The sequence below is a fragment of the Corynebacterium sp. H128 genome (assembly GCF_037482625.1).
In the GTDB taxonomy this organism is placed as follows: Bacteria; Actinomycetota; Actinomycetes; order Mycobacteriales; family Mycobacteriaceae; genus Corynebacterium.
Genome location: NZ_JBBHKW010000002.1, coordinates 19,198 through 41,919 on the forward strand (window position 1 = coordinate 19,198; position 22,722 = coordinate 41,919).

Genomic DNA, 22,722 nt, shown 5'->3' on the forward strand with positions numbered 1-22,722 from the left:
TAGCACTTACATCCCCGGGTACTTTAGGGCCAGGACCATGGCTTCCGCTGAAATCAGGTCACCGGTCACTAGATCCGGAATGACCTCCGCGAGTGCAGCCCACGCTGGGGCAGCCTTCAATAGGAGCTTTGGTTTACCGATCAGCCCATGCGCATGCATACGCGCCGCGAGAGCAAAGACAAGCGAGGCTACCGGCGCAAGCGCCCAGTGGTTTTCCCGCGAATTCGTATCAACACCGTCCAGCTTGTCAAAACGCACCCGCGCAGAAGCGTACAACGCACGATTGGTGCCTTTGAGCGCCCGCAGCGTACTCACCATCGTCTGAATAACTGTTTCATCAGACAAGATCGCGGTGAGCTCCGTGCGGCGATGGAATGCCTCCATGACCGCAAGTAGGCGTGCCGAATCTTCCATGATGGCGCCCGGCACAATGTCGCCTTGACCAAACAGGACACCAAGAAGCGCCTGCTGTTGGGCCGCATCCATGGCCGCGAGCTGTACCGTGCCGCGATCAATACAAGCAGTATCCAAAGTGGTGTCCCTGCCAGTAGTCAGTGCCTCTACCAGGCGTTTACCTGCGATCTCTTCCAATTCTTGTAATACAGGACGAGTTGATTCTTCTGACTCGAGCAAAGCTGGCAGCTTGCCCATCAGCTCCAGCGCTCCGATCCATGGCGTGCGGTGGCGATCCACGGAACTAGCTGCAGTAAATGCCCCCAAAATCAAACCAGAAGAGATAATCCGGCCCGGCTGTTTTTCGGCTGGCACCAAGGAGGCCGAAAGGGCCTCCAACGCAGCACCAGGGTTCGCGGACAAGGCAGAGACCACCGACGCCCGGTTCTGGTGATCGCTGTTCCAGCTGCTCAGATAGTCCCACAGCACTGGCAACACCTGCGGGTCACTCGGCGCCGTTTCCTGTTCCCCCGCTAGGAACGCAGAAATCTGGGCGAAGGACTCAGTCTGTTGGGAGAAGAAGCCTGGTTGTGCCACGCGGACCGCGGAGGCGGTTGGCGCATAAGGCGCCCGCAGAGTGTTGAAGGGGTCGTTGGAATGGATGTCTAGGAGCACTGGACCGGCGTCGATAAGCGCGGCAGGCAGTGTGGTGCGTGCACCTGTCAGCGGCAAGGACAAAGCAGGCACCCATGGCGCAGTTTCCAGCCATACCCAAGCCTCGAGGTCACGACCTACAATAAAGCCTTCCAACACCAGCTCACCGCCGTCGAGACTGACATCGGTGTAGTGCGGGGTGCTGTCAATATCGGCCAGGTTTACCGACGCCCGCTTCTTGCTACGTGCATCAGTCCATTCCAATTCGAGGCGTCCGGTGAGCATCGTGGTGGCCGGAATCATGCAGGTGTAAGTCACACCGTCCTCGGAAGCGAGCTTGACGGTACGAACCGGCGCGCCGTGGTGGTTACGCAGTGTGACTGTCGGCCGCCCGAGGTCACGCCCCGCACGAATGCGCAGCTCCCGGGTTGGGTCAAGGTCTGCCGCGCGGCAGGTAATGCGAGTGGTGCGCCACAGCGCAGGCTTGCCGACGAGCGGTAGATCAAACTGCAGTCGTGGCGGCGTGAAACGCAAGGGAAGCTGATCGCCTACCTCAGTGGTCACCGCAAAGGTTGCCTCAGCGGCGTTGGGAGCGACCTCAATCTCAGCGGGGCTGACCTCAAAAGGCTTAAACGTCGGCTTAACCAGCAGTACGGCGGTGCTGAGGCCACCCGTGGCGGGAATACGAACAGAACGGACCAGGCCAGCGAAATCGGTGGAGGCGGCCATCCCCTCGACGATGGCATATTCATGGCGGAATGACTCGTTACGCGGGCCGCGCAACCGAACCAAGTACTCGCCTACCCAAGGATCCTCATAGGCCTCAGGATCGAAGATCTCGAAGCTGCCGCCCTCAGCTGGTACCTCGAGCGGTTCTTCTTGCATGACTTCCTCGCCGGCTGCGCCGACACCGCCGAATGAAGAAATCGAGAGATACCAGATCTCATCTGAACCAGACAACGTAGGTGGGAAATCCACCAACAAACTTTCGTTGTGAACCGGCAACCCTGCTGCAGTGCTGATATTTTCAATAGCTGGCGCTGGGTCTCGGAAGGTCACACGCTGTCGCGGATTGATGGAGCGAACCGGACGCACTGGAGAGACTTGTTGGCCAGGCCGAAGGAGCTGCAAAGAATCAGCTTTGGAGGTGTCCAGAACATGACACGTCCAGGACTCCCAGCCTTCGATCTGGAAGGACTCCACCTCAGGAAGTTGCTTAGAGGTCACCACATCCACGAGTTCGGCATCCGCCGGGGCGAGGACCTGCAATGCCGCATAATGCAACGAAGCCTTAGCCGTAATGTTGTGTCCCTTGGGGGTAAACACCAAAACGGGGTCTTCGGAGTTGATCACTGGGACGTGCCAGGTGATGCCGTTGGTGGAATCATGCACCGTCAGCTCACGAATCGGGTTGTCCAGGGTGATATCAAGTGACTCTGTGTAGGGAGAAGTATCGCCCCAAGGCCGCCCAGTGCGGAAGATTCGGGTCGTGCCTTCCACGCTGACACGCCAGAGGATCTCATCACCGTCTGGCACTTGCTGCTCCGGCAACCGGAGGCACACCTTACGCCGCACCGCATCCAAAATGACGCGGGGTCGCAGTTCACGGGTAGCAACTCCGACCGCGGTGCGACGTCCTTCAGTTCCAGCGGGGCGCTCTTTGAGCTCCTCTACCACCGAATCATTCACCAGTGGCGCCAACGTCAAATGCGAGCGGTCGCGGTCCAGCCAAGAAGTGGGATGTTCCACGGAGAAATCACGGACGGCAGCGATATCAGCAAACAGTTTTTGGTGATGCTCGCACTGCGGTATATCCAGCTTCGCAGGATCCTCGCCGTTATCCAGGGCCTCCAGAACATCAGGAATTTTCGCGCTGGTCACGCCGGTATGAAGTTCCAAGGCCGCTACGGGGTCTGTCCCGACCACGAGCAGGCCGACCTGTTCAATCAGTTGAAGTGCACAGCTTGCCACCACTTTCGAGTGGTGGGCGGGGATTTCCAGCCCCGCACAGTACTCCTCAAAGAGGCGATCTCGTTCCACCATGCGCGACGCGCGCTTGATCAAAGTGGTGGTGGTGAGCGCGGGCATCACTGATAACAGAGCAGCAAAGTCCGCCCCAGCGGACAGCTGGCGTCGGACGAATGTGCCGAAGAATCGCTCGATGCGCTGCAGCTCATCCCGGGAAAGGCTCGAATTTGGGAAAAATTCGATGTCGGCTAGCGTTTGTGCTAATTCCAGTTCAGTTTGGGATGCCCACCCGAGGAGAGAATCCTGTAAATCAGCAATAGGCCTAGCGCCGCTCAATGTTGTTCCTTTCGTAGCCTGCCACTTAAGTTGTAGCAGGACTCATGCGCTGGCTAATCACGCGGGTTACACCATCGCCCTGCATCGTCACCCCGTAGAGGACGTTAGCCACGTCCATCGTCGGCTTTTGGTGAGTAATCACGATGAGCTGTGAGGTTTCTCGGAGCTGTTCAAAGAGGTTGATCAGGCGACGCAGATTGGTATCATCCAGTGCCGCTTCCACCTCATCCATAACATAAAACGGGCTTGGGCGCGCCTTGAAAATTGCTACCAGCATGGCCAACGCCGTGAGAGATTTTTCGCCACCAGAAAGCAACGTGAGCCGCTTGACCCGCTTTCCTGGCGGGCGGGCCTCCACCTCGATGCCAGTAGCGAGCATATCTTCTGGGTCGGTAAGCACCAAGCGTCCCTCGCCGCCGGGGAATAGCGTGGAAAAGACTGCCGGAAATTCTCTTTCGACGTCGTGCCACGCATCGGCGAACAGCTGCAGGATCTTGGCATCCACGTCCTCGATCACGTCAGAGAGGTCTTTGCGAGCTTTCTGGACATCCGCCAATTGCCCTGCCAAGTATTCATAGCGCTCTTCCAACGCCTTGAATTCCTCGAGCGCCAACGGGTTCACTTTGCCTAAGGAAGCGAGCGCTTTCTCCGCCTTCTTCAAGCGTGCATGCTCTGCAGCCTTGTCAAAGTCCGCATCCGGCGCATACTCGCGGAGCAGCACCTCCACTGGCACTCCCAGCTGATTTTCGGCCTGGGACTGTGCTTCCTCAATGCGAACTTGTGCCTGTGAACGAGCAATATCGGAGGCATGCTTTGAATCGCTGAGCTTGTTCAACTCCAATTGGGCGGCATGGGCGGCATCTTTAGCCGCTGCCAACTTGGCGGAAAAAGCGGCCTTCACCTCGGCCGTTTGCGTGCGCTGTTGTTCTGACCTGCTCAGCGCCTCCTGCACGCGGTCCTGGATCAAGCTGGCATTGCGTTCCACCGCTTGAGCTAATGCAGCGGCGGATCGACGCGACGCCATGGCCGCCTCGTGCCGCGCCTTAGCCTGTCTTTCATGCTGGGCCTGTCTGCGGAGCTGATCGCCACGCCCACGGGACTGCCCGGCGCGCTCTTCGGCGGTGCGCAGTGCCAGGCGGGCTTCCATATCCATCGCTTTGACTTGTGCGAGCGCGGTTTGGGCTGCGTCGCGCTCCGCGGTGGATGGTTCTTCCTCCTCGTGTTCCTCCACTCGGGCTAGCCGATCCAGGGTTTCGTCGAGTTGCTGTTGTGCCTCAACTGCGCGCAGTTCGGATTGTTGGACTCGCGCGGCCATCCGTTGGTGTTCATTGCGGCTAGCCTCGGCTTGTTTGTGCAGGCGTTGTGCGTCGCGCTGCATTGAGTCAACGAAGGTGTCATGCTCGCGCAGTGCCGACTTTGCACCCGCGGCCTGAATACGAGCTTCCTCTGCTGCTTGCACGGCGCCTTCGAAGGTCCCGGCGATGTGGTTGAGTTCTTCCCGCGCTTGTGCCAATTCAGCACTGGCCTCCGCAATGTGGGCAGCTGTTTCCACGCTTGTGGATCCACTACCGAGCGCCACCCAACCCTCACCGCGTAGGGTCCCGGCTGGGGTCACCGCACGCAGGCGAGGGTCCTGCTCAACTACTTGCAGCGCAGTGCTTGCGTCGGGGGTTAGCACGACGTCGGCGAGTAGGCGCGTGAGGGCTCGGGCATAGCGCTTATCGACGTCCACATGATCCAGCAGCCAGCTAGTCCCCTTCGGCAGCGTTGCTTCCATCCGCCATTGCTTTTGCTGGGATGCCTCGATGAGCACGGTTCGGGAGATTTTGTCCGGGCTGAGCTGCGCTAGGGCTTCCTGCAGGCTCTCACCACTGAGTGCTTCACCTGCTGCGCCCAGCGCGGCCGAGAGAGCCTTCTCTATGCCTCGATGCGGAGTGATGAAGTCAGCGATTGGGCCCCAATTGTCTAGCTGCACGGCTTGTTTTGGCACAGTCTGCTTGAGCGTGTCGATGCGGGATTCCCACTTCGATACTGCGCGTTCCAGGTCCCGCTGTTTGCTGCGCAGCTGCTCTAATCGAGACTCGGCGGCACCGGCTTCGGCAGCGGCCCGGGTGTGGGCTTCCTCGAGTGGTTGACGTCGAGTAGCCAGCTGCTCCAATTCCTCCGCGACAGCTCGCTCTTCAGTGCTCGCCTGCTGCGCACGGGCGAGGGTTTCTTCCAGCTGTTCGGTCAGCCTTTCAGCTTCGCTTTCACTACTTGCCACTTGGGCACGGTGGCTTTCCTCGGCTGCTAACAGCCTGACGACGCCTTCACGCCGATCCGCAATCGCCCGCACCCGTGCCAGGTGTTCTTTATCGGCGCGCTGCAACGCGTCCTCATGATCTTCAACCTGCTCGCGGATTGATTCCAAACGTTCACGTGCGATAGCAACTGCTTGATCCAGTTCAGCCTGCTGCTGGTCAGCCTGTTCTGCGCGGCCCTCTAAGTCCTCTGGGTCGGGTCCGTTGTAGGGTACCTCTGGTTGGGTGCGAGCGCGGTCGGCCGCGATACGCACGGTTGCAGAAACCCGCTCTGCCAACGCTGATAGTTGGAACCAGAGTTGTTGGGCGGCATCGGCTTCTTCCGTCGCCCGCTGTAGCAGAGCTTCGGTTTCTAGTTGCTCCCCGGTTGCTTCCTCAAGACGCTCTGTGACCTCTGCGACCTGCTCCGCCAGAATCTTGGTCTGGTTGTGGGCATCACTGAGCTTGGCTTCTAGCTCGCTCAAGTTCGCGGCCGCCAGCCGCAGCTTCGCGTCGCGCAGATCCGCTTGTACAGTGGCAGCGCGCTGCGCGGTTTCTGCCTGGCGAGCAAGTGGTTTGAGCTGGCGTTTGAGCTCCTCAGTAAGGTCGCTGAGTCGGTCAAGGTTTGCTTGCATGCCGAGGAGCTTGCGCTGCGCCTTCTCCTTGCGACGGCGGTGCTTGAGCACACCCGCTGCTTCTTCGATAAAGGCGCGGCGTTCCTCGGGGCGGGACTCCAAGATCTGGGCGAGGCGCCCCTGTCCCACGATGACGTGCATTTCCCGGCCGATACCGGAGTCGGAGAGCAGCTCCTGCACGTCCATCAACCGAGCCTTGGCCCCGTTGATTTCGTATTCGCTGGCGCCGTCGCGGAACATGCGTCTGGTAACCGATACCTCGGAGTACTCGATCGGGAGGGCCCCATCCGAGTTATCGATGGTCAAGGTCACCTCGGCGCGGCCCAGCGCCTTGCGCTCCCCCGCGCCGGCGAAGATGACGTCCTCCATTTTGCCGCCGCGCAGGGTCTTAGCTGAGTGCTCCCCCATGACCCAAGCCAGCGCGTCTACAACGTTGGACTTGCCAGAGCCGTTCGGCCCCACCACCGCGCAGATCCCGGGCTCGAACTTCAGGGTCGTTGACGAGGCAAAAGACTTGAATCCTTTGAGGGTCAGCGATTTTAGATGCACCGCTTGATACTAACAAGCAGGGTTCTAGTATTCACGCAGGCTGCCGCGCTAACCCTGGAATTCGGCGTTGTACTTCGATGTGTTCCCCGCAGCGCTCCCGGGAGGAGGCCGTGTCCGATTCCGGCACATACGGCGAATCTCCCTGCCGCTGCGCCCCCATCCGATCCTGCAACTTGAGGATTTCTGCGAGGAGCTGCTTCGAGGCAGGGAGATTTGAGGAATTTTGATCAGCAAGCTGATTGCGCAGCCGGCGTTTAACGCATATCGAACCCGGTAGCTCCACGTGGCTGCGACCACTGCTCGATCACGGCTTCTACGATTCCAGGCGCCTGGGTGCTTCTCAACCACGCCAGGAGATCTTCGCACTTTTTGCGATGACCTTCCGCCACCACGCACACTCGACCATCGCTGAGGTTAGTGGCGCTTCCAGCCAAACCTAGTTCGAGGGCGCGGGAGCGAGTGTGCCAGCGAAAGCCAACGCCTTGGACGTGTCCCAGCACAAACACAGTCAGTCGGATCACCGGTGGGTCAGTGGGTCAGAACCGTCCCAGCACTCCATGCCTTCCCAGCCACGGATGCCCTTGACATCGTCGCGGTGGAAGACGGGATTGAGTCCTTGTTTGCGCTGTTCTGCGAAGTTCTTGAGCAGTGCCACCGCAATTCCGCCCATGGGCAAGATAGCGATGAGGTTGACTGTTGCCATCAGACCGGAGAAGGTATCAGCCAGCGCCCACACGAGTGGCACGGAGCCCATCGCGCCGCCGAAGACGCACAATGCCACCAGCGCGCGGAATCCGTTCAAGACCAGCTTGGATTTAGTGAGGAACTCGATATTGCTCTGGCCATAGTAGTAGTTGCCAATCACCGAGGAGAAGGCCAAGAAGATGATGACTACGGTGAGGAAGTGGATGCCCCACTCGCCCACGTTAGATGCCAGAGCGTTCTGAGTCATCTGCATGCCGGTGAGTTCTTCATCGATGTCACCGCGTGCCAAAAGAATGATGAACGCAGTAATCGAGCACACGATCACGGTGTCAAAATACACACCGAGAGTCTGAATTAGGCCCTGCTTAACCGGGTGAGACACAGATGCGGTTGCGGCGGCGTTCGGAACAGAGCCCATACCAGCCTCATTGGAGAACAATCCGCGCTGTACGCCCTTCATGATCACGGTGCCCAGGGTGGCGCCTGCGAATTCGCGGGTTCCGAAAGCGTGGGTCCAGATGGACCAGATCATGCCCGGGATTTTGTCTGCGTTGATACCGAGAACGAGCACACCGATAACGATGTACATAACGGCCATAAACGGCACTACTACCTGTGTGAAGCTCGCGATGCGCTGCACACCGCCAAAGATAATTACTGCGGTTAGCAGTGCCAGCACGATGCCCACGGTGAGCTTTGTCGTAGCGGGGTCAGCGTCGATCGATGCCACCATCGCCTCGGAGATGGAGTTCGACTGAACTGCGTTGAATACGAAACCATAGGTCACGGTGATGAGCACGACGAACAGCACGGCTGCCCACTTCTGCTTCCAAACCTTGGTGATGTAGTACGCGGGGCCACCACGGTAAGAAGAGTGATCCCGCACCTTGAAGGCCTGCGCCAGGGTGGATTCTACGAATGAGGTTGCGCCGCCGATCGTGGCGAGCATCCACATCCAAAACACTGCGCCCGGACCGCCGGTCGCGATGGCGATGGCGACGCCTGCTACGTTGCCGGTACCTACTCGGGAGGCAGCGGAAATGGTAAATGCTTTGAACGCCGAGATACCTTTTTGGCCCTCGGAGATTTCTGACGGTTTCTCAACAACCGCCTTAAACATGTCCGGAATGTAACGAATCTGCACTAGAGCCGTGGTGATACAGAACCACACGCCAGCACCAACAAGGAGCACGAGGACGAATTTCCAGTAATGCTCGTTAAATGTATCTACGTAGGTTTGGATGTTTTCCATATACGTAGCGTAATGGCAAAGTTGTTCTGCGTTTAATCGTTCCGCAAATTTTTATTCAGGCGCTGTTTAGGGTCTGCAATCAGCGCTACCACTTTGCTGCAAACTATTGATCAGACGCTAGTAGCGCAGCGTCTATCCGCTCCCCGTACCCCCCCTGCTGAACGAAGACCTCCAAATGCCGTGTTGCCCACCGTATTGAGTTGAAATTCTTGCTAAGCCGATGCGGGCCAGCTGGCTCCAGGTTCCCAACTCCAAATCTCGGCAGCTCCTCGAACAGGGCATCTATTTCGGCCATCGCTCATGTGCCACAGCAGTCCTACGAGTGACTTTGCTGGCGCCGTCGCAACGCTTGCCGACGGGTGTTCGGCTCCTCCTGGTAGCGCACCGAGCCGCGCGACAGCAGGTTTTGTTGCAAGAATTGTGGAACCCAATAGTGCGGGCAGCTGGAGCAAGCCCCGCTGAGGCTCTACTACCTAGCACTACCATCGCATGGTTCGAGCTAGTGGCAAACCGGCTCAACGCTATCCATCCACCCGCTGGCACTGCGGGCAAAGGTGTGATCCCCGACCCGCAAATTGTTCGCGCACCATAAGCGTCCCGCAGCGTTTACATGGCTTCCCTTGCTGCCCGTATGCATTGAGCGACCTGGAGAAGTACCCCGACTCTCCGTTGACATTGACGTACAAGGAATCGAAAGAGGTCCCGCCTTCTGACAAAGCACGCTGCATCACATCAATGCCCGCCCGCAGCAAAGCGGTGATCTCCGCGAGAGACAATGAAGAAGCAGCCTGCTCGCCATGGATGCCCGCCTGCCACAGCATCTCGTCTGCGTAGATATTGCCAATTCCGGATACCACGGTTTGGTCGAGCAGCACTCGCTTAATAGCAGAGCGTCGAGCATTAATCCGCGCTGATATGGCAGAAAGGTCCAGCGCCGCATCTAGAAGGTCAGGCGCGATATGAGACACCAACTCCGGCACACCATCCACTAACTCACTAAAGTGCCAGTATCCGAAGGTGCGCTGATCTACGAACCACAGCTCTTGGCCGTCATCAAGCGCAGCGCTGGCGCGCAGATGCTTGTGTGGCGCGGTGCCAGCGGTCTTGACCAGCATCTGGCCACTCATGCCCAGGTGAATGAGTAGTGCCTCATCCGCGGCGCTCAGCCAGAGGTATTTGCCCCGCCTATCGACGCCCGTAATTTGCACTCCCCCAAGCCGCGCAGCGAGTTCGACTGCCCCACCAATCTGCCGTCGCGCTGCCCGCGGATGCATAACGGACGCAGACACGATCTTTCGACCGACGACGTGCGGAACAAGCCCACGCCGAACGACTTCGACTTCGGGAAGCTCAGGCATTTAGCGGATTGCGAGGTAGGCCATGTGGGCGGCCTGCTGCTCGGCAAGCTTCTTGTTCGGCCCAGTGCCAGTGCCCTTGCGCTCACCGTTGATCACCACGTGTGAGGTGAAGGTCTGCTCGTGGTCTGGGCCGGTGAACTCAGATTCGTAGACAGGCGCCGGTAGCTTCTTCTCAGCCACCTTTTCCTGCAAAGTAGTCTTCCAGTCCTGGTGCAAGCCCTTTGCGGAGGCAGTATCAATTTTGTGTTTGAACAGCCGCAATACCACTTCCCGGGCGACTGCAAACTCATGCTGGATATAGATGGTACCGAGAATGGCTTCCATCGTGTCCGCGAGGATCGAGTCCTTTTCGCGCCCATCAGTGGAATCCTCGCCCTTGCCAAGCAGGATATGTTGGCCCAAATTAATCTCACGCGCGATGTCGGCCAGGCCGTAACGGCTAACGATGCTGGCTCGCATCTTGGAGATGTCAGACTCCGCGCGGTCTGGGTACTGGTGGTACAGCTGCGTTGCCACGGACAGTCCGAGCACGGCGTCACCCAAGAACTCTAGGCGCTCATTGTTCGGCAGCATGCCGTTTTCATTGGCAAAACTGCGGTGTGTCAATGCCAGACGCAGGTTCGTCTCAGTCAATTCCACCCCGAGCGCTGCTAGCAGCGGCGTGTGATCGACGGCAGTAAAGGCCGCGTCGAGGGCTTCTTGGCCGGTGACGCGGCCTTTCTTACGACTCACTTAAACTTCTCCAGTCCAGCCCAGCGTGGATCTGGGCGTTCGTCTTCTTCGCCGGAAACTCCATCGGGCGCGGGGACCTCAGCGTCACCGCATTCGAGACCAAAATAATCGCACACTGGATTAAATGGCAGGTCCAAGCCAACGGCGTCGATGAGGCTTTGGGTTAGGTCGATAGTGTCGCCAGCTACCTGTGGGACATCATCGTCATCTTCGGCGTCTTCGCCTTGGATGAAGGTGTCCGTAGCCGCAAAGACCTCGTTCACGGACACTTCATAGTCCGGATGCAGCGTGGTTAAGCAGCGGGAGCACTGTCCGGTGAGCGTCGCAGTGACCGTGGCATCGACCATGATGCCCTCGCCCAGCGGGGTGAGTGTTGCATCGACAGTGACCGGAGTGCCTGGTTCAATCGCGATCATTTGCACGCCGATACGCTCATCCGCCTGCCCTGACTGGGTGCGCTGCTCCGGCATTCCGCTACCGCGCAGCAGCTTCACGACGTTAAATACTAATGGTGAGGACACTTAGATACTGTCCTCTCGGGGCTGCGCACCAACGGCACCTGCACCACGACGCAATGCTGCGCGGTCACGAGAAACTGCCCGCAAGGTTCCGGAAAGGGAATCCTCGAATTCAGCGAGCTTGTTGTCCACAAAGGCATCGCACTCTTGGCGCAGGCGGTTGGAATCGGTATGCGCCGCGTCAACTACGCGATGCGCCTCCTCGTTTGCACGACGAACCACTTCCGATTCGGAAATCAGACGCTGTTGCTCAGCGAGGCCTTCTTCAACGGCTCGATCGTAGGAATCACGGGCCTGAATCTCTAGGCGCTCTGCTTCCGCGGTGGCGCGATCGACCAAGTCATCAGACTTGCGGCGTGCTTCCTCAACGAGTCGGTCTGCTTCATCTTGTGCCTTAGCCACCATGGCGTGGGCACGATTCTCGGCATCGCCGAGCATCATTTCAGAGTCCTGCCGGGCACGGGATACCAGGTCGGTGGCCTGCGCATCCGCATCATCCACAATGTCCGCCGCACGATCCTCGGCGCCACGGATAATTTCATCACGTTGATCGAGGACGTCTTGTGCGTCATCGATTTCCACGGGTAGTGCGTTGCGGAGGTCGTCGAGAAGCGCCAGCATGTCGTTGCGGGGCACCATGCAGTTTGCGGTCATCGGCACGCCATAGGCCTGCTCGACGGTCTGAACCATTTCATCCAAGGCTTCGAATACGCGGTACATGGTTCCTCAGCTTACCTACCCGATCACACAATCTCGGGGCACACGCGTCAAGCGTGGGAGTTCTTTTCACATATCGCCCCTCCATAACAGCGGATAGCCATGGCTTCTCGCACAACCCCTTCCCTGCTGTGTCACACCTCACTTGACAGTCCAACTTGAGGAACAGTAGGTTTAGCAATATTACGCAAACGTTTGCATAGTCTATTACCTGCACAAAGGAGGAAAGCTAGTGAGCTCGCCCTCCAACCTCAAGGACGTTGCAGCTGCTGCCGGAGTTTCTATCTCCACTGCATCCCGCGCGCTAGCAGATAAACCCTCCATTTCTGTGACCACCCGAAATCGTGTGCGTGAAGTAGCTAAAGAGCTCAATTACCAGCCCAACGTTCAAGCCCGCGGACTACGCAACTCGCGCACCAAACTCATCGGGCTCGCTATCCCCACGCTGAACAACCCTTATTTCGCCACCATGGCCGCCACCATTCAAAAGTGCGCCACCCAGCATGGCCAAACCACCCTCATCACCACCAGCGACGAAGATCCTGTCCAGTTCGAAACTGCAATCCACTCACTGTCACAGATGCGGGTTGACGGCATGATCGTTGTCCCCAGCGAGGACTGTGCGGAACTACTACGGGACACCCGAGATGCCGGCACTCCCATCGTCCTGATTGACCGCACCGTCCCCGAAACCAACCTCGATGCCTATGTCTCGGATCCACTGCCGGGTCTTCGTGCCGCGTTGCGGACGCTGCAAGAACTCGGACACACGCACATCGGTTTCCTCTCCGGGCCGCAATCGACATCAACAGGAGTGGCCAGATTGGCGGCGTTTAACGCGGTGTGTCAAGAACTCGGCTTGGGCGACACCGAGGTATATCCCGGTGGTTACGAGGTCACCCAGGGAATCGAAGGGGCGCGCGAGCTGCTCAGCCGGGGCGTCACCGCGCTGATCGCAGGAGATTCGATGATGACCTTCGGCGCGCTGGACTACTGCTATTCCACGTCCATCGCGGTTGGTACTGCTCTTGCTTTCGTGGGCTTTGATGACCTGTTCTACATGTCGCTACAGCCCACGCCGATTTCGGTAATCGACCAAGACGTGGTGGCGATGAGCACACGGGCCCATGCTGGCCTCTGCGAGCTTATCGACGCCAAGAGACCGCAGCCGCCTCCTGGCGACCTTGCAACCACGTTCATCCCCCGGGCGACTACTTGCTGCGGGCCCCACGAAACCTCAAGGAGGTGAGCCAACCAGATGTCGAACACAACACCAATCCTCAGGCTAGAGGAAGTGACAAAGTCCTTCGGACCCGTAACCGTCATCGACGGTGTCAGCATTGACGTCCGGCCGGGCCAAGTCCAAGCGCTGCTCGGTGAAAATGGCGCTGGAAAGTCAACGCTGATCAAGATGATGGCTGGTGTCTACCAACCAGACTCCGGGCGCATCATCGTTGACGGCAAGGAAGTACACCTGCCTAACTCTAAGGCTTCCGAAGCTCTCGGTATTGCGACCATCCACCAAGAATTGAACTTGGTCCCCACGATGACCGTCGCCGAGAACATCATGCTCGGTCGTACGCCATCACGCTTTGGCTTGGTCAATTTCTCTCAATTGCGTCGCCAAGCACAGGCCGCGTTGCGCCTCATCGGGCTCGACGTCGATTTGGACACACCAGTTGCTGAGCTCGGCATCGCGCGGCAACAGCTGGTGGAAATCGCCAAGGCACTGTCGATGAACGCCCGAATGCTGATCCTCGACGAACCTACTGCCGCACTCACCGGCAAGGAAGTCGATCAGCTCTTCTCCGTGATCGCGGATTTGCGGGCAAAGGGCGTGGGCATGGTCTTCATCTCGCACCACCTCGATGAGCTCGCACGGATCGCAGACACGATTTCCGTACTACGCGACGGCGCTTTCGTCGCTGAAGTACCGGCGCACACACCCGAGGATGAGCTCGTTCGGCTGATGGTCGGCCGTGACATCGCGGACCAGTACCCACACGTTTCTCATCAACCTGGCGCGCCGCTGTTGGAGGTTCGCGAGCTGAGTTCACAGGGGGCGTTCAAAGACGTCAGTTTCACTGTGCATGCTGGTGAAGTAGTCGGCTTGGCAGGACTCGTCGGGGCCGGCCGCACAGAAGTTGTGCGCGCCATCGCGGGCGTAGACAAGGTCGATTCCGGCACAGTGATCGTCGATGGACAGCGTCTAGCTTCCGGCAACATTTCCAAGGCAATCGCGCAGGGGATCGGGCACGTCCCCGAGGATCGCAAGGGCCAAGGCCTAGTTTTAGATGCCACCGTCGGTGAGAACCTTGGCTTTGCCACACTACGGTCCACCAGTACCTTCGGGCTGGCTGACCGCCGCGGACAAACCAGTCGCGCCACCGAGGTCGCAGACAAGCTCCGCATCCGGATGGCCAGCATCCACCAGCCGATCCGGGACCTGTCCGGTGGCAACCAACAAAAGGCCGTGTTTGGCCGTTGGGTGCTCGCGGGGTCGAAAGTGCTGCTGCTTGACGAACCAACCCGTGGCGTCGACGTCGGCGCAAAGGTAGAAATCTACAACATCATCAACGAGGTCACAGCCGCCGGCGGTGCCGTACTCATGGTCTCCTCAGACTTGCCCGAAGTCCTCGGCATGTCCGATCGCGTCCTCGTGATGTCTGGCGGCGAGGTCGCCGGGGAACTACCACCGACCGCCACTCAAGATGAGGTCATGACCCTTGCTGTCGCCAACCTCACCAGTGCTGTTAACACCAATTCAGACTCAGACCAGGAGCTCTCCTCATGACCACCACGAAGACGCCTTCGCACCGCGTACTCAACTGGATGATGAACAACGGTGCGCTCGTTGGCCTCATTGTTTTGTGCGTAGCGTTGTTCATCGCCACCCCGCACTTCCTCACGGTGAACAACTTCGTCAACATCGGTATCCAAGCAGCCACAGTTGCGATCTTGGCATTCGGCATGACCTTCGTCATCATCACCGCTGGCATCGACCTCTCTGTCGGCTCCGTCGCCGCACTGGGAGCTATGGTCTCCGCCTCCTTCTTTGGCAGTACTTCGCTTCCCGGCTGGGTCACTTTGCTTATCGGCCTGATCATCGGCGCGATGGCCGGCATGATCTGCGGTATGGCCACCGCCTTCGGCAAGATCCCCTCCTTTATTGCCACTCTTGCCATGATGTCCGTCGCCCGCGGCGCAACCTTGGTTATTTCCCAAGGCTCACCGATGCCGACAGCTGATTCCGTGAACTTCCTCGGCTCCACCGTGGGCGGGGTGCCCATTCCGATTGTGATGATGGTGCTGGCGGGCCTGATCTGCTGGTTCATCTTGGAGCGCACCGTCCTCGGTCGCTCCATGTATGCGATTGGCGGCAACCTCGAAGCAGCGCGGTTGTCTGGTCTGCCGGTAAAGAAGATTCAGATCACGGTGTTCGCGCTTTCCGGCCTGTTTGCCAGCCTCGCTGGTCTGGTGATGGCCGGCCGTCTTTCCTCGGCGCAGCCACAAGCTGGCGTGGGCTATGAGCTAGATGCCATTGCGGCCGTCGTCATTGGCGGTGCTTCCCTAGCCGGTGGTTCCGGAAAGGCAACTGGCACCCTGGTGGGCGCGATGCTCCTCGCTGTCATCCGCAACGGACTCAACCTTCTGAATGTCTCATCCTTCTGGCAGCAGATTGTCATTGGTTTGGTGATCGCACTCGCCGTTGGATTCGACGTAATCCGAAATAAGACTGCCAACTAATCCCCCTGTCTTCCCACACAGTTCTCGAAAGGAACCTCATGTCCATCGCACGCAAGTCCCTCGCTATTGCCTCCATTTTCGCCCTGTCTTTCAGCATGACAGCCTGCAACCGCGGTGAGGCCGGCCAGGATTCCGTCACACTGGCACTGTCCACCCAATCCAACCCATTTTTCGTAGAACTGCGCGACGGCGCACAAAAGAAGGCCGATGAGCTGGGCGTGAAGCTCAGCATCCAGGATGCGTCCGATGACGCCTCCACCCAGGCAGACCAGCTCAAGAATGCAGAGACCTCCGGCTCGGGCGTGGTCATTGTCAACCCAACCGACTCCGACGCTGTTGTCCCATCCGTGAAGTCCCTCAACAACGCCAAGATCCCAGTGATCGCCGTTGACCGCTCCGCAAGCGAGGGCGAGATCGCATCCTTCATTGCTTCTGACAACGTCGCTGGCGGCAAGCAAGCTGCCGAAGCACTGGCGAAGTCAATCGGCGAAGAAGGCGAAGTACTGATTCTGCAGGGCATTGCCGGATCCTCCGCTTCCCGTGACCGTGGCAAGGGCTTCGAAGAAGGTATCTCCGCCTTCCCGAACATCAAGGTTGCGGCGAAGCAGACCGCCAACTTCGACCGCACCGAAGGCCTGAACGTCACCACTAACCTGCTGCAGGCACACCCCAACGTCAAGGCAGTCTTTGCTGAGAACGACGAAATGGCACTCGGCGCTATTGAGGCTCTGGGAGCGAAGGCAGGCAAGGAAGTAAAGGTATTTGGTTTCGACGGCACCGCTGACGGTATTGCAGCCGTCGAAAAGGGCTCGCTTGCAGGAACCATCGCACAGCAGCCAGCTGAGCTGGGTGCACAGGCCGTGGAGCAGGCCAAGGCACTTCTCGACGGCAAGGACGCTAAGAAGGAAATCCCGGTTGAGGTCGTGACCGTAGATTCCTCCAACGTTGCTGAGTTCAAATAATGAAGACGCTCTGCGTAGTTGGTTCCATCAACGCTGACCTATTCGTCCAGGTACACCGCCACCCACAGCCAGGCGAAACTCTGCTTGGCTCCGGCGGGGACATTTTGCCTGGCGGTAAGGGAGCAAACCAAGCAGTAGCCGCAGCGCTGCAGGGAGCCCGCGTTCGTTTCATCGGCGCGGTTGGTGACGATGCGTACGCAGAGTCTGCGCTCTCCCTCATGCGTTCTTCCGGTGTGGACTGCTCCCACATCTCGCAGCTAGCGCAGACAACCACCGGACTTGCGATCATCACTGTGGCTGAAGACGGCGAAAACACGATCATCGTCGTGCCAGGTGCAAACGCAGCAGTAGACGGCGATTTCCTGGCATCCCACTCAGTGTCGGATGCAGAAATCCTGCTCCTACAAGGCGAGATTCCGGCCGAGGGCTTCGCCGCTGCGGTGGCGCAAGCGAGCGGACGAGTCATTATCAACTTGGCGCCTGTCATCGACGTTGATCGCGCAGCGCTTCTCCGCGCTGACCCCCTGGTTGTCAACGAACACGAAGCCGGCCTCGTTATGACTCAGCTCGGTATTACTGCGCCGCAGTCTGAGCCCGCAAACATGGTGAGTGCGCTGCTCGATGCCGGTTTTGCTTCCGTTGTTCTCACTCTGGGCGCCAAGGGTGCCCTGCTCGGCGATAGTGCCGGGCTCACCGCCATCCCGTCGCCATCGATCACGGCGGTAGACACTACCGGGGCTGGTGATGCCTTCACTGGGGCGCTGGCAGCCCAATTGCTGGCTGGCCATTCGCTCCGTACTGCGGCCCAACATGCCGCTCGTGTCGGTGCTTATGCTGCCACCAAGCACGGCGCTCAGCCGTCATACCCTTCCCTATCCGATCCACTACCGGAGGTCCACTGATGCGCAAGTTGGGCATTTTGAACGCGGAGCTAGCCGCTGCAATCAACCAGCTCGGGCACACAGACACCTTTGCGGTGGCTGACTGCGGGTTACCTATCCCCAGCCATGTACCAGTAATCGATTTGGCGCTGGTCTTTGGCATCCCGAGGTTCAGTGAGGTGCTGGCAGCGCTACGGGAAGAGGTAGTGATTCAAGAATCGCTTGTCGCTGAAGAGTCGCCTGAAGAAGTAGTGGCGCTCTTCAACGGGCTGCCCCTCCGGAAGGAAAGCCATGAAGAGCTCAAGGCGCTGCTCAGCGACGTCAAGTTTGTGGTTCGCACCGGAGAGACCACAGCCTATGCCAATGTCATCCTCACTTCAGGAGTGGCATTCTAGCGTGGCCGTTCAGGTCCCATGAGCACACTAATGGCCCGCTTCCGATCACTGCAGCTAAGCAGGGGACAGGAAGCGGGCCGATTTTTTGTCGGTGTTAGATAACGCCCTGTGCGAGCATTGCGTCAGCAACCTTCTTGAAGCCTGCAATGTTGGCGCCGATTACGTAGTCGCCTTCGTGACCGTATTCTTTGGCCGTCTTGGCAACGTTCTGGAAGATGCCCGACATGATCTTGTGCAGCCGCTCGTCGGTGTACTCGAAGCTCCAGGAGTCACGGGAAGCGTTCTGCTGCATCTCCAATGCGGAGGTAGCAACGCCACCGGCGTTGGCAGCCTTACCTGGACCAAAGTGGATGCCTCGCTCGCGGTAAACCTCGATCGCCTCCGCGGTGGATGGCATGTTTGCGCCTTCTGCGACGAACTTACAACCGTTGTCTGCCAGCGCCTTGGCGTGGGAGCCACCGAGCTCATTCTGAGTGGCACATGGCAATGCAACATCACAAGGTAGATCCCAGATGGATCCTTCTGTGTGCAGCACGGCGCCTTCAGTCTCGTTAACGTAAGCGGTGACACGCTCGCGGCGTACTTCCTTGATTTCCTTGAGCTTGGCAACGTCAACGCCGTTAGGCGTCTCTACCCATGCCGTGGAATCGGAGAACGCGATGACAGTGCCGCCCAGCTCCTGTACCTTTTCGATGGCGTAGATGGCCACGTTTCCGGAGCCGGAGACAATAACCTTCTTGCCTTCGAAGGAGGAGCCATGTGCCTCGAGCATTTCCTTGGTGAAGTACACCAGGCCATAGCCGGTGGCTTCGGTGCGCACCAAGGAACCACCCCAGGCGAGGCCCTTACCGGTGAGAACACCGGATTCATGCTGGTTTGCCAGGCGGCGGTACTGCCCGAACAGGTAGCCGATCTCACGTCCGCCGACTCCGATATCGCCTGCTGGCACGTCACGGTATTCGCCGATGTGGCGATGCAATTCGGTCATAAAGGACTGGCAGAATCGCATGATCTCGGCGTCGGACTTGCCCTTGGGGTCGAAGTCGGAACCGCCCTTGCCGCCGCCGATTGGCAGACCGGTCAGGGAGTTCTTGAAGATCTGCTCGAAGCCGAGGAACTTGATGATGCCAAGGTTGACAGATGGGTGGAAGCGCAGGCCGCCTTTGTAAGGTCCGATTGCAGAGTTGAACTGAACACGGAAACCACGGTTGACCTGGACTTCACCCTTGTCATCAACCCAAGGAACACGGAACATCAGCTGGCGCTCTGGCTCGCAGAGGCGCTGGATGAGTCCGTAGTCGGCGTAGTGTGGATCCTTTTCAAGCACGATCTTGAGGGAGTCGAGTACTTCGGCAACAGCCTGGTGGAATTCTGGCTCGCCGGCATTGCGCAGCAGAAGCTTGTTGTAATAGTCAGAGACTTGGGCCTCGATAGAAGACATGCTGCATTCCTTTCGGTATTCGCGCAGCCTCACAACCCTTGTTCTTCCGGGGTGCAATAATGGCTTCTACCCCGGGCAAGAATTGCGATTGCCGCGGATGTTGATAAAACGACCACCTGCAAGTGAATTACTTCAGCTAACAACGTGACGGTGAAAACTTTATCAGAATATTCGTGGCGGCTTTTCCCAGAAATGAGCCACAGGCCAGAATTCGGCCGTTTTTGAGATGTGGATCACAACTGGAAATTGCCTGGCAAAACGTCAAAAAGCACACTGACCATCTCATATGACGGATGCTTTTGTTGAACAAAGTTCCATAACGTGAGAATAAAACTCCAACCGCAAATATACAACAGATTGGATATTATGCATACGCTCCGCGTGTTGATCGCCCCAGATTCTTTCAAAGGAACAGCAACCGCTCCCCAAGCCGCCGAGCTCATCGCTAAGGGAATCCAGCGCGTGCTCCCCGACGCCACAGTCACCCTACTGCCGCTTGCCGACGGCGGTGAAGGCACCGCCGCCTGCTTTGAGGGAAGCACCATCACCCTCCCCACCACCGATGCCGCAGGCCGCCTCACCGAAGCGAGTTACGTCTTTAACGATGCCTACCCAGAAGCCTTCATTGACGTTGCCGCCGCCTCCGGGCTTCCAGCTGTCGCCGACTGCCCAGTCCCAACCACCGGCGACACCTATGGCACCGGAGTGCTGATTGCTGACGCTGTTTCTCGCGGCGCCCGCAGAATTACGCTGGGCCTGGGAGGCAGCGCCACCGTCGACGGCGGTTCGGGAATCCTTGTTGCTCTCGGTGCTAGCGCAATGGATGCCGCTGGGAACCCACTACGGCAGGGTGGCGCAGCACTGGAAGACTTCGACCATTTCGATACTGCCCAGCTCAACATCCCCGCCGCCAGTGTGGAATGGGTACTGCTCACAGACGTAACCTCCCCTGCTATCGGCCCCAACGGGGCCGCAGCAGTTTTCGGCCCCCAAAAGGGTGCCTCCCCGGAAGATGTTGCTGTTCTGGATAAAGCGCTGGCCACGCTGTGTGAAAAATGCGGAATCGACCCCACCCGACCCGGTTTTGGCGCTGCAGGGGGCCTACCTATCGCACTCACGTGGCTGTCCGCCATCATGCATGGCACAGAATCCGCCATCAAGGTGCTCCCCGGCGCACAGGTGGTCGCCGAATCCATGGGACTGGTAGAACACTTGCACGAGGCTGACGTTGTGATCACGGGCGAGGGTTCCTTTGACGAGCAATCATCTCGCGACAAAGTTACGGGCATGGTCTTGGAACTCGCGGCGAAACAAGGCACGCAAGCTGCCATCGTCGCCGGCCGGTTCAAGGACTCCCCCGCCACTGACATCCTCACGGCCGAGCTCATCGATGCCGACATCAACACCCAGCTCATCGATGCTGGCGAACGCATCGCCCGGCAGCTTAATACTTAAGTCAGGGACGGATTTCCACAACCCAGGGATAGTCAGCTGCGATCTCAAACTCCTGCTCGTTTTCCAACAACGCCGGTTCTGCAGGCAGGTCGGCGTGTGGGGTAAGGAGCCGGGCAAAAGTCATCGCGGTGTGGTTCAGATTGTTGGGAGCATGCACCACGTATCGAGCCATTCGATAGTCGTCGGCATCGCCCTCGACTTGGGCGCGTAGCTGCTCTGCAACTTCAGCAGCTACGACAGCCTCGCCGTCGAGTAGCGCGGTGAGCTTCATGGTGCTGGCAAGTTTCTCAAAGCGTGCTAGCAGGGAGGTAATCTCAGACTCGGGAACGAGGACATCGAAAATAATCTCAGGCATAAACTCAGCGTAGCTAATAAGGTCGATAAGTATGAGCACACCTTTTCTCAACCGCCCTACCCCGCTAATCACAATGGCCGATGGCACATTGAAGCAGGTCAACCCTCTCACGGGAACCGAGGTGTGGACGGTGCCCGGTCGTGGCAATCGCCCCCTCTCCACGCCTGCAACCGACCCGCGGGAACTCAGCGAAGATGATCATCGCGCGGCGTGCGCCTTCTGCTCCGAACGACTCCTGCAAACTCCACCAGAAAAGGCGCGGGTGGTGCTGGAAGATGGAAATTGGGTCACCCGGCCGGGCTTGCTTCCAGGACAGCTTGCTAGCAGCACCGCAGAGTTTCGCCGCGTCCCCAACCTTTTCGAAATTGTCTCCTACGACTACTGGCAGGAGAACTACGGCTATGAGATGGACGCAGAAACTGCCCTGAGGATGCACGAATACCTTGCTGATCCGGAAGGCCGGGAGCACGTTTTTAACATCGTCAAGACACGTTTGCGGGCTGCCGGCAAAAGCGAAGCAGAGCTGGAGGCCCTCACCGAAGAAGAACTGGTAGATCGCGCTGACAGCTACTTCGGTGGCGGGCACGATCTGATTATTGGACGCCGCCACTTTATCGACGGCGCAACACACGATTCACAGTTGGCGTCTTCAGGCACCCTTAGCGTCGCGGAACACCGCGCGATGATTCGCTTCACCACAGAAGCCATCGCCGACCTCTACTCCCGCAACCGCTACGCGCCTTATGTCGCGGTTTTCCAGAACTGGCTCAAGCCCGCCGGAGCCTCCTTTGACCATCTGCACAAACAGCTGGTTGCCATTGATGAGCGGGGAGTTCATGCAGAGGCGGAGATTTCACGGCTGCGGGCAAACCCGAATATGTACAACGAGTGGGCGGTAGACTACGCGAACTACCACAACCTCATCCTTGCTGAGAATGATCACGCGGTGGCTTTCGCCGGCTTCGGGCACCGTTACCCAACGCTAGAGGTCTACTCGAAATCAGCAACCCCGGAGCCCTGGCTGCAGACCACAGCGGAGATCAACGCTATGAGTGATCTCATCCACGCCTGCCACGCCGCCACCGGCGCCAACGTGCCTTGCAACGAGGAATGGCACCATAAGCCAATCGACCTAGATATTCCTATGCCATGGCGCGTGATGATCAAGTGGCGTGTCTCCAACCTCGCAGGATTTGAAGGCGGCACCAAGATTTACCTCAACACGCTTTCACCGCAGAACATTCGGGATCGCGTAGTACCGGAACTGTTCCGACTCCGCGAAGAGAACCGAATCGCCCCGACCGTCCGCATTGCCACTGAGGCGAACGTGGAACGAAACTCCCTCAAGTACAACCCCATACTGCGGAGTTAGAGGTCTAAAGTTAAGGGT

General features: G+C 58.6%; 18 protein-coding genes. 8 read left to right on the forward strand and 10 right to left on the reverse strand.

All coding sequences use genetic code 11. From position 1 onward, the window contains the following. Positions 1 to 6: 6 nt before the first annotated feature. The 8 genes from WG915_RS01960 to WG915_RS01995 all read right to left on the reverse strand — a co-directional run bounded on the left by WG915_RS01960 (position 7) and on the right by WG915_RS01995 (position 12,099). Positions 7 to 3,351, reverse strand: coding sequence for a hypothetical protein (locus tag WG915_RS01960; protein ID WP_339563688.1), 3,345 nt, complete (start codon positions 3,349 to 3,351; stop codon positions 7 to 9). 25 nt (positions 3,352 to 3,376) lie between these two features. Further along, positions 3,377 to 6,814, reverse strand: a complete 3,438-nt coding sequence (gene smc, locus WG915_RS01965; RefSeq protein ID WP_339563689.1) for a chromosome segregation protein SMC — start codon at positions 6,812 to 6,814, stop codon at positions 3,377 to 3,379. A gap of 254 nt (positions 6,815 to 7,068) precedes the next feature. Next, positions 7,069 to 7,335, reverse strand: coding sequence for an acylphosphatase (locus WG915_RS01970; RefSeq protein ID WP_339563690.1), 267 nt, complete (start codon positions 7,333 to 7,335; stop codon positions 7,069 to 7,071). Then, positions 7,332 to 8,771, reverse strand: coding sequence for an alanine/glycine:cation symporter family protein (locus tag WG915_RS01975; protein ID WP_339563691.1), 1,440 nt, complete (start codon positions 8,769 to 8,771; stop codon positions 7,332 to 7,334). Before WG915_RS01975 ends, WG915_RS01970 begins: the two co-directional genes overlap by 4 nt. Before the next feature lie 521 nt (positions 8,772 to 9,292). Beyond that, the gene (gene mutM, locus WG915_RS01980) at positions 9,293 to 10,129 is read right to left on the reverse strand and encodes a bifunctional DNA-formamidopyrimidine glycosylase/DNA-(apurinic or apyrimidinic site) lyase (protein ID WP_339563692.1); all 837 of its coding nucleotides are present in this window, start codon (positions 10,127 to 10,129) and stop codon (positions 9,293 to 9,295) included. Next, entirely contained in the window at positions 10,130 to 10,861 is a 732-nt protein-coding gene (gene rnc, locus WG915_RS01985; protein WP_339563693.1) for a ribonuclease III, read from the reverse strand. Next, positions 10,858 to 11,331, reverse strand: coding sequence for a YceD family protein (locus WG915_RS01990; protein ID WP_445227769.1), 474 nt, complete (start codon positions 11,329 to 11,331; stop codon positions 10,858 to 10,860). The genes rnc and WG915_RS01990 overlap by 4 nt, the downstream gene beginning before the upstream one ends. A gap of 51 nt (positions 11,332 to 11,382) precedes the next feature. After that, on the reverse strand, positions 11,383 to 12,099 hold the full coding sequence (locus tag WG915_RS01995) for a DivIVA domain-containing protein (RefSeq protein ID WP_339563695.1): 717 nt from the start codon (positions 12,097 to 12,099) through the stop codon (positions 11,383 to 11,385). A gap of 229 nt (positions 12,100 to 12,328) precedes the next feature. On the opposite strand from WG915_RS01995, the gene WG915_RS02000 reads away from it, so the two are divergent. From WG915_RS02000 to rbsD, 6 genes are read left to right on the forward strand one after another with little or no spacing between them, the layout of a single operon-like run. Beyond that, positions 12,329 to 13,345 (forward strand): LacI family DNA-binding transcriptional regulator, encoded by a 1,017-nt coding sequence (locus WG915_RS02000; protein ID WP_339563696.1) that lies wholly within the window; start codon positions 12,329 to 12,331, stop codon positions 13,343 to 13,345. A gap of 9 nt (positions 13,346 to 13,354) precedes the next feature. Further along, the gene (locus WG915_RS02005) at positions 13,355 to 14,890 is read left to right on the forward strand and encodes a sugar ABC transporter ATP-binding protein (protein WP_339563697.1); all 1,536 of its coding nucleotides are present in this window, start codon (positions 13,355 to 13,357) and stop codon (positions 14,888 to 14,890) included. After that, positions 14,887 to 15,843, forward strand: coding sequence for an ABC transporter permease (locus WG915_RS02010; RefSeq protein ID WP_339563698.1), 957 nt, complete (start codon positions 14,887 to 14,889; stop codon positions 15,841 to 15,843). The genes WG915_RS02005 and WG915_RS02010 overlap by 4 nt, the downstream gene beginning before the upstream one ends. Before the next feature lie 38 nt (positions 15,844 to 15,881). Continuing rightward, a complete protein-coding gene (locus tag WG915_RS02015; RefSeq protein ID WP_339563699.1) occupies positions 15,882 to 16,805 on the forward strand; it encodes a D-ribose ABC transporter substrate-binding protein in 924 nt (307 codons plus the stop codon). Further along, complete coding sequence (locus WG915_RS02020) at positions 16,802 to 17,707, forward strand: ribokinase (RefSeq protein WP_339563951.1); 906 nt, start codon at positions 16,802 to 16,804, stop codon at positions 17,705 to 17,707. Before WG915_RS02015 ends, WG915_RS02020 begins: the two co-directional genes overlap by 4 nt. Further along, positions 17,707 to 18,081, forward strand: a complete 375-nt coding sequence (rbsD, locus tag WG915_RS02025; protein ID WP_339563700.1) for a D-ribose pyranase — start codon at positions 17,707 to 17,709, stop codon at positions 18,079 to 18,081. Before WG915_RS02020 ends, rbsD begins: the two co-directional genes overlap by 1 nt. 94 nt (positions 18,082 to 18,175) lie before the next feature. On the opposite strand, the gene gdhA is transcribed toward rbsD, so the two are convergent. Then, positions 18,176 to 19,522, reverse strand: coding sequence for an NADP-specific glutamate dehydrogenase (gdhA, locus tag WG915_RS02030; RefSeq protein ID WP_339563701.1), 1,347 nt, complete (start codon positions 19,520 to 19,522; stop codon positions 18,176 to 18,178). Between the two features lie 366 nt (positions 19,523 to 19,888). On the opposite strand from gdhA, the gene WG915_RS02035 reads away from it, so the two are divergent. Beyond that, positions 19,889 to 20,977, forward strand: a complete 1,089-nt coding sequence (locus tag WG915_RS02035) for a glycerate kinase (protein ID WP_339563702.1) — start codon at positions 19,889 to 19,891, stop codon at positions 20,975 to 20,977. A 1-nt stretch (position 20,978) separates the two neighbouring features. On the opposite strand, the gene WG915_RS02040 is transcribed toward WG915_RS02035, so the two are convergent. Beyond that, positions 20,979 to 21,332 carry a hypothetical protein gene (locus tag WG915_RS02040; RefSeq protein ID WP_339563703.1) on the reverse strand — a complete coding sequence of 118 codons (354 nt, stop codon included), beginning with the start codon at positions 21,330 to 21,332 and terminating at the stop codon, positions 20,979 to 20,981. Between the two features lie 31 nt (positions 21,333 to 21,363). On the opposite strand from WG915_RS02040, the gene WG915_RS02045 reads away from it, so the two are divergent. Continuing rightward, positions 21,364 to 22,704: a DUF4921 family protein gene (locus tag WG915_RS02045; RefSeq protein ID WP_339563704.1), complete on the forward strand. Its 1,341-nt coding sequence runs from the start codon at positions 21,364 to 21,366 to the stop codon at positions 22,702 to 22,704. Positions 22,705 to 22,722 lie beyond the last annotated feature (18 nt).

Coding starts and splice junctions, on each gene's coding strand:
- WG915_RS01975 (WP_339563691.1), bottom strand. CDS start 8,771: ATGGAAAACATCCAAACCTACGTAGATACATTTAACGAGCATTACTGG.
- mutM (WP_339563692.1), bottom strand. CDS start 10,129: ATGCCTGAGCTTCCCGAAGTCGAAGTCGTTCGGCGTGGGCTTGTTCCG.
- WG915_RS01990 (WP_445227769.1), bottom strand. CDS start 11,331: ATGCCGGAGCAGCGCACCCAGTCAGGGCAGGCGGATGAGCGTATCGGC.
- WG915_RS01995 (WP_339563695.1), bottom strand. CDS start 12,099: ATGTACCGCGTATTCGAAGCCTTGGATGAAATGGTTCAGACCGTCGAG.
- WG915_RS02005 (WP_339563697.1), top strand. CDS start 13,355: ATGTCGAACACAACACCAATCCTCAGGCTAGAGGAAGTGACAAAGTCC.
- WG915_RS02010 (WP_339563698.1), top strand. CDS start 14,887: ATGACCACCACGAAGACGCCTTCGCACCGCGTACTCAACTGGATGATG.
- WG915_RS02015 (WP_339563699.1), top strand. CDS start 15,882: ATGTCCATCGCACGCAAGTCCCTCGCTATTGCCTCCATTTTCGCCCTG.
- rbsD (WP_339563700.1), top strand. CDS start 17,707: ATGCGCAAGTTGGGCATTTTGAACGCGGAGCTAGCCGCTGCAATCAAC.
- gdhA (WP_339563701.1), bottom strand. CDS start 19,522: ATGTCTTCTATCGAGGCCCAAGTCTCTGACTATTACAACAAGCTTCTG.
- WG915_RS02035 (WP_339563702.1), top strand. CDS start 19,889: ATGCATACGCTCCGCGTGTTGATCGCCCCAGATTCTTTCAAAGGAACA.
- WG915_RS02040 (WP_339563703.1), bottom strand. CDS start 21,332: ATGCCTGAGATTATTTTCGATGTCCTCGTTCCCGAGTCTGAGATTACC.
- WG915_RS02045 (WP_339563704.1), top strand. CDS start 21,364: ATGAGCACACCTTTTCTCAACCGCCCTACCCCGCTAATCACAATGGCC.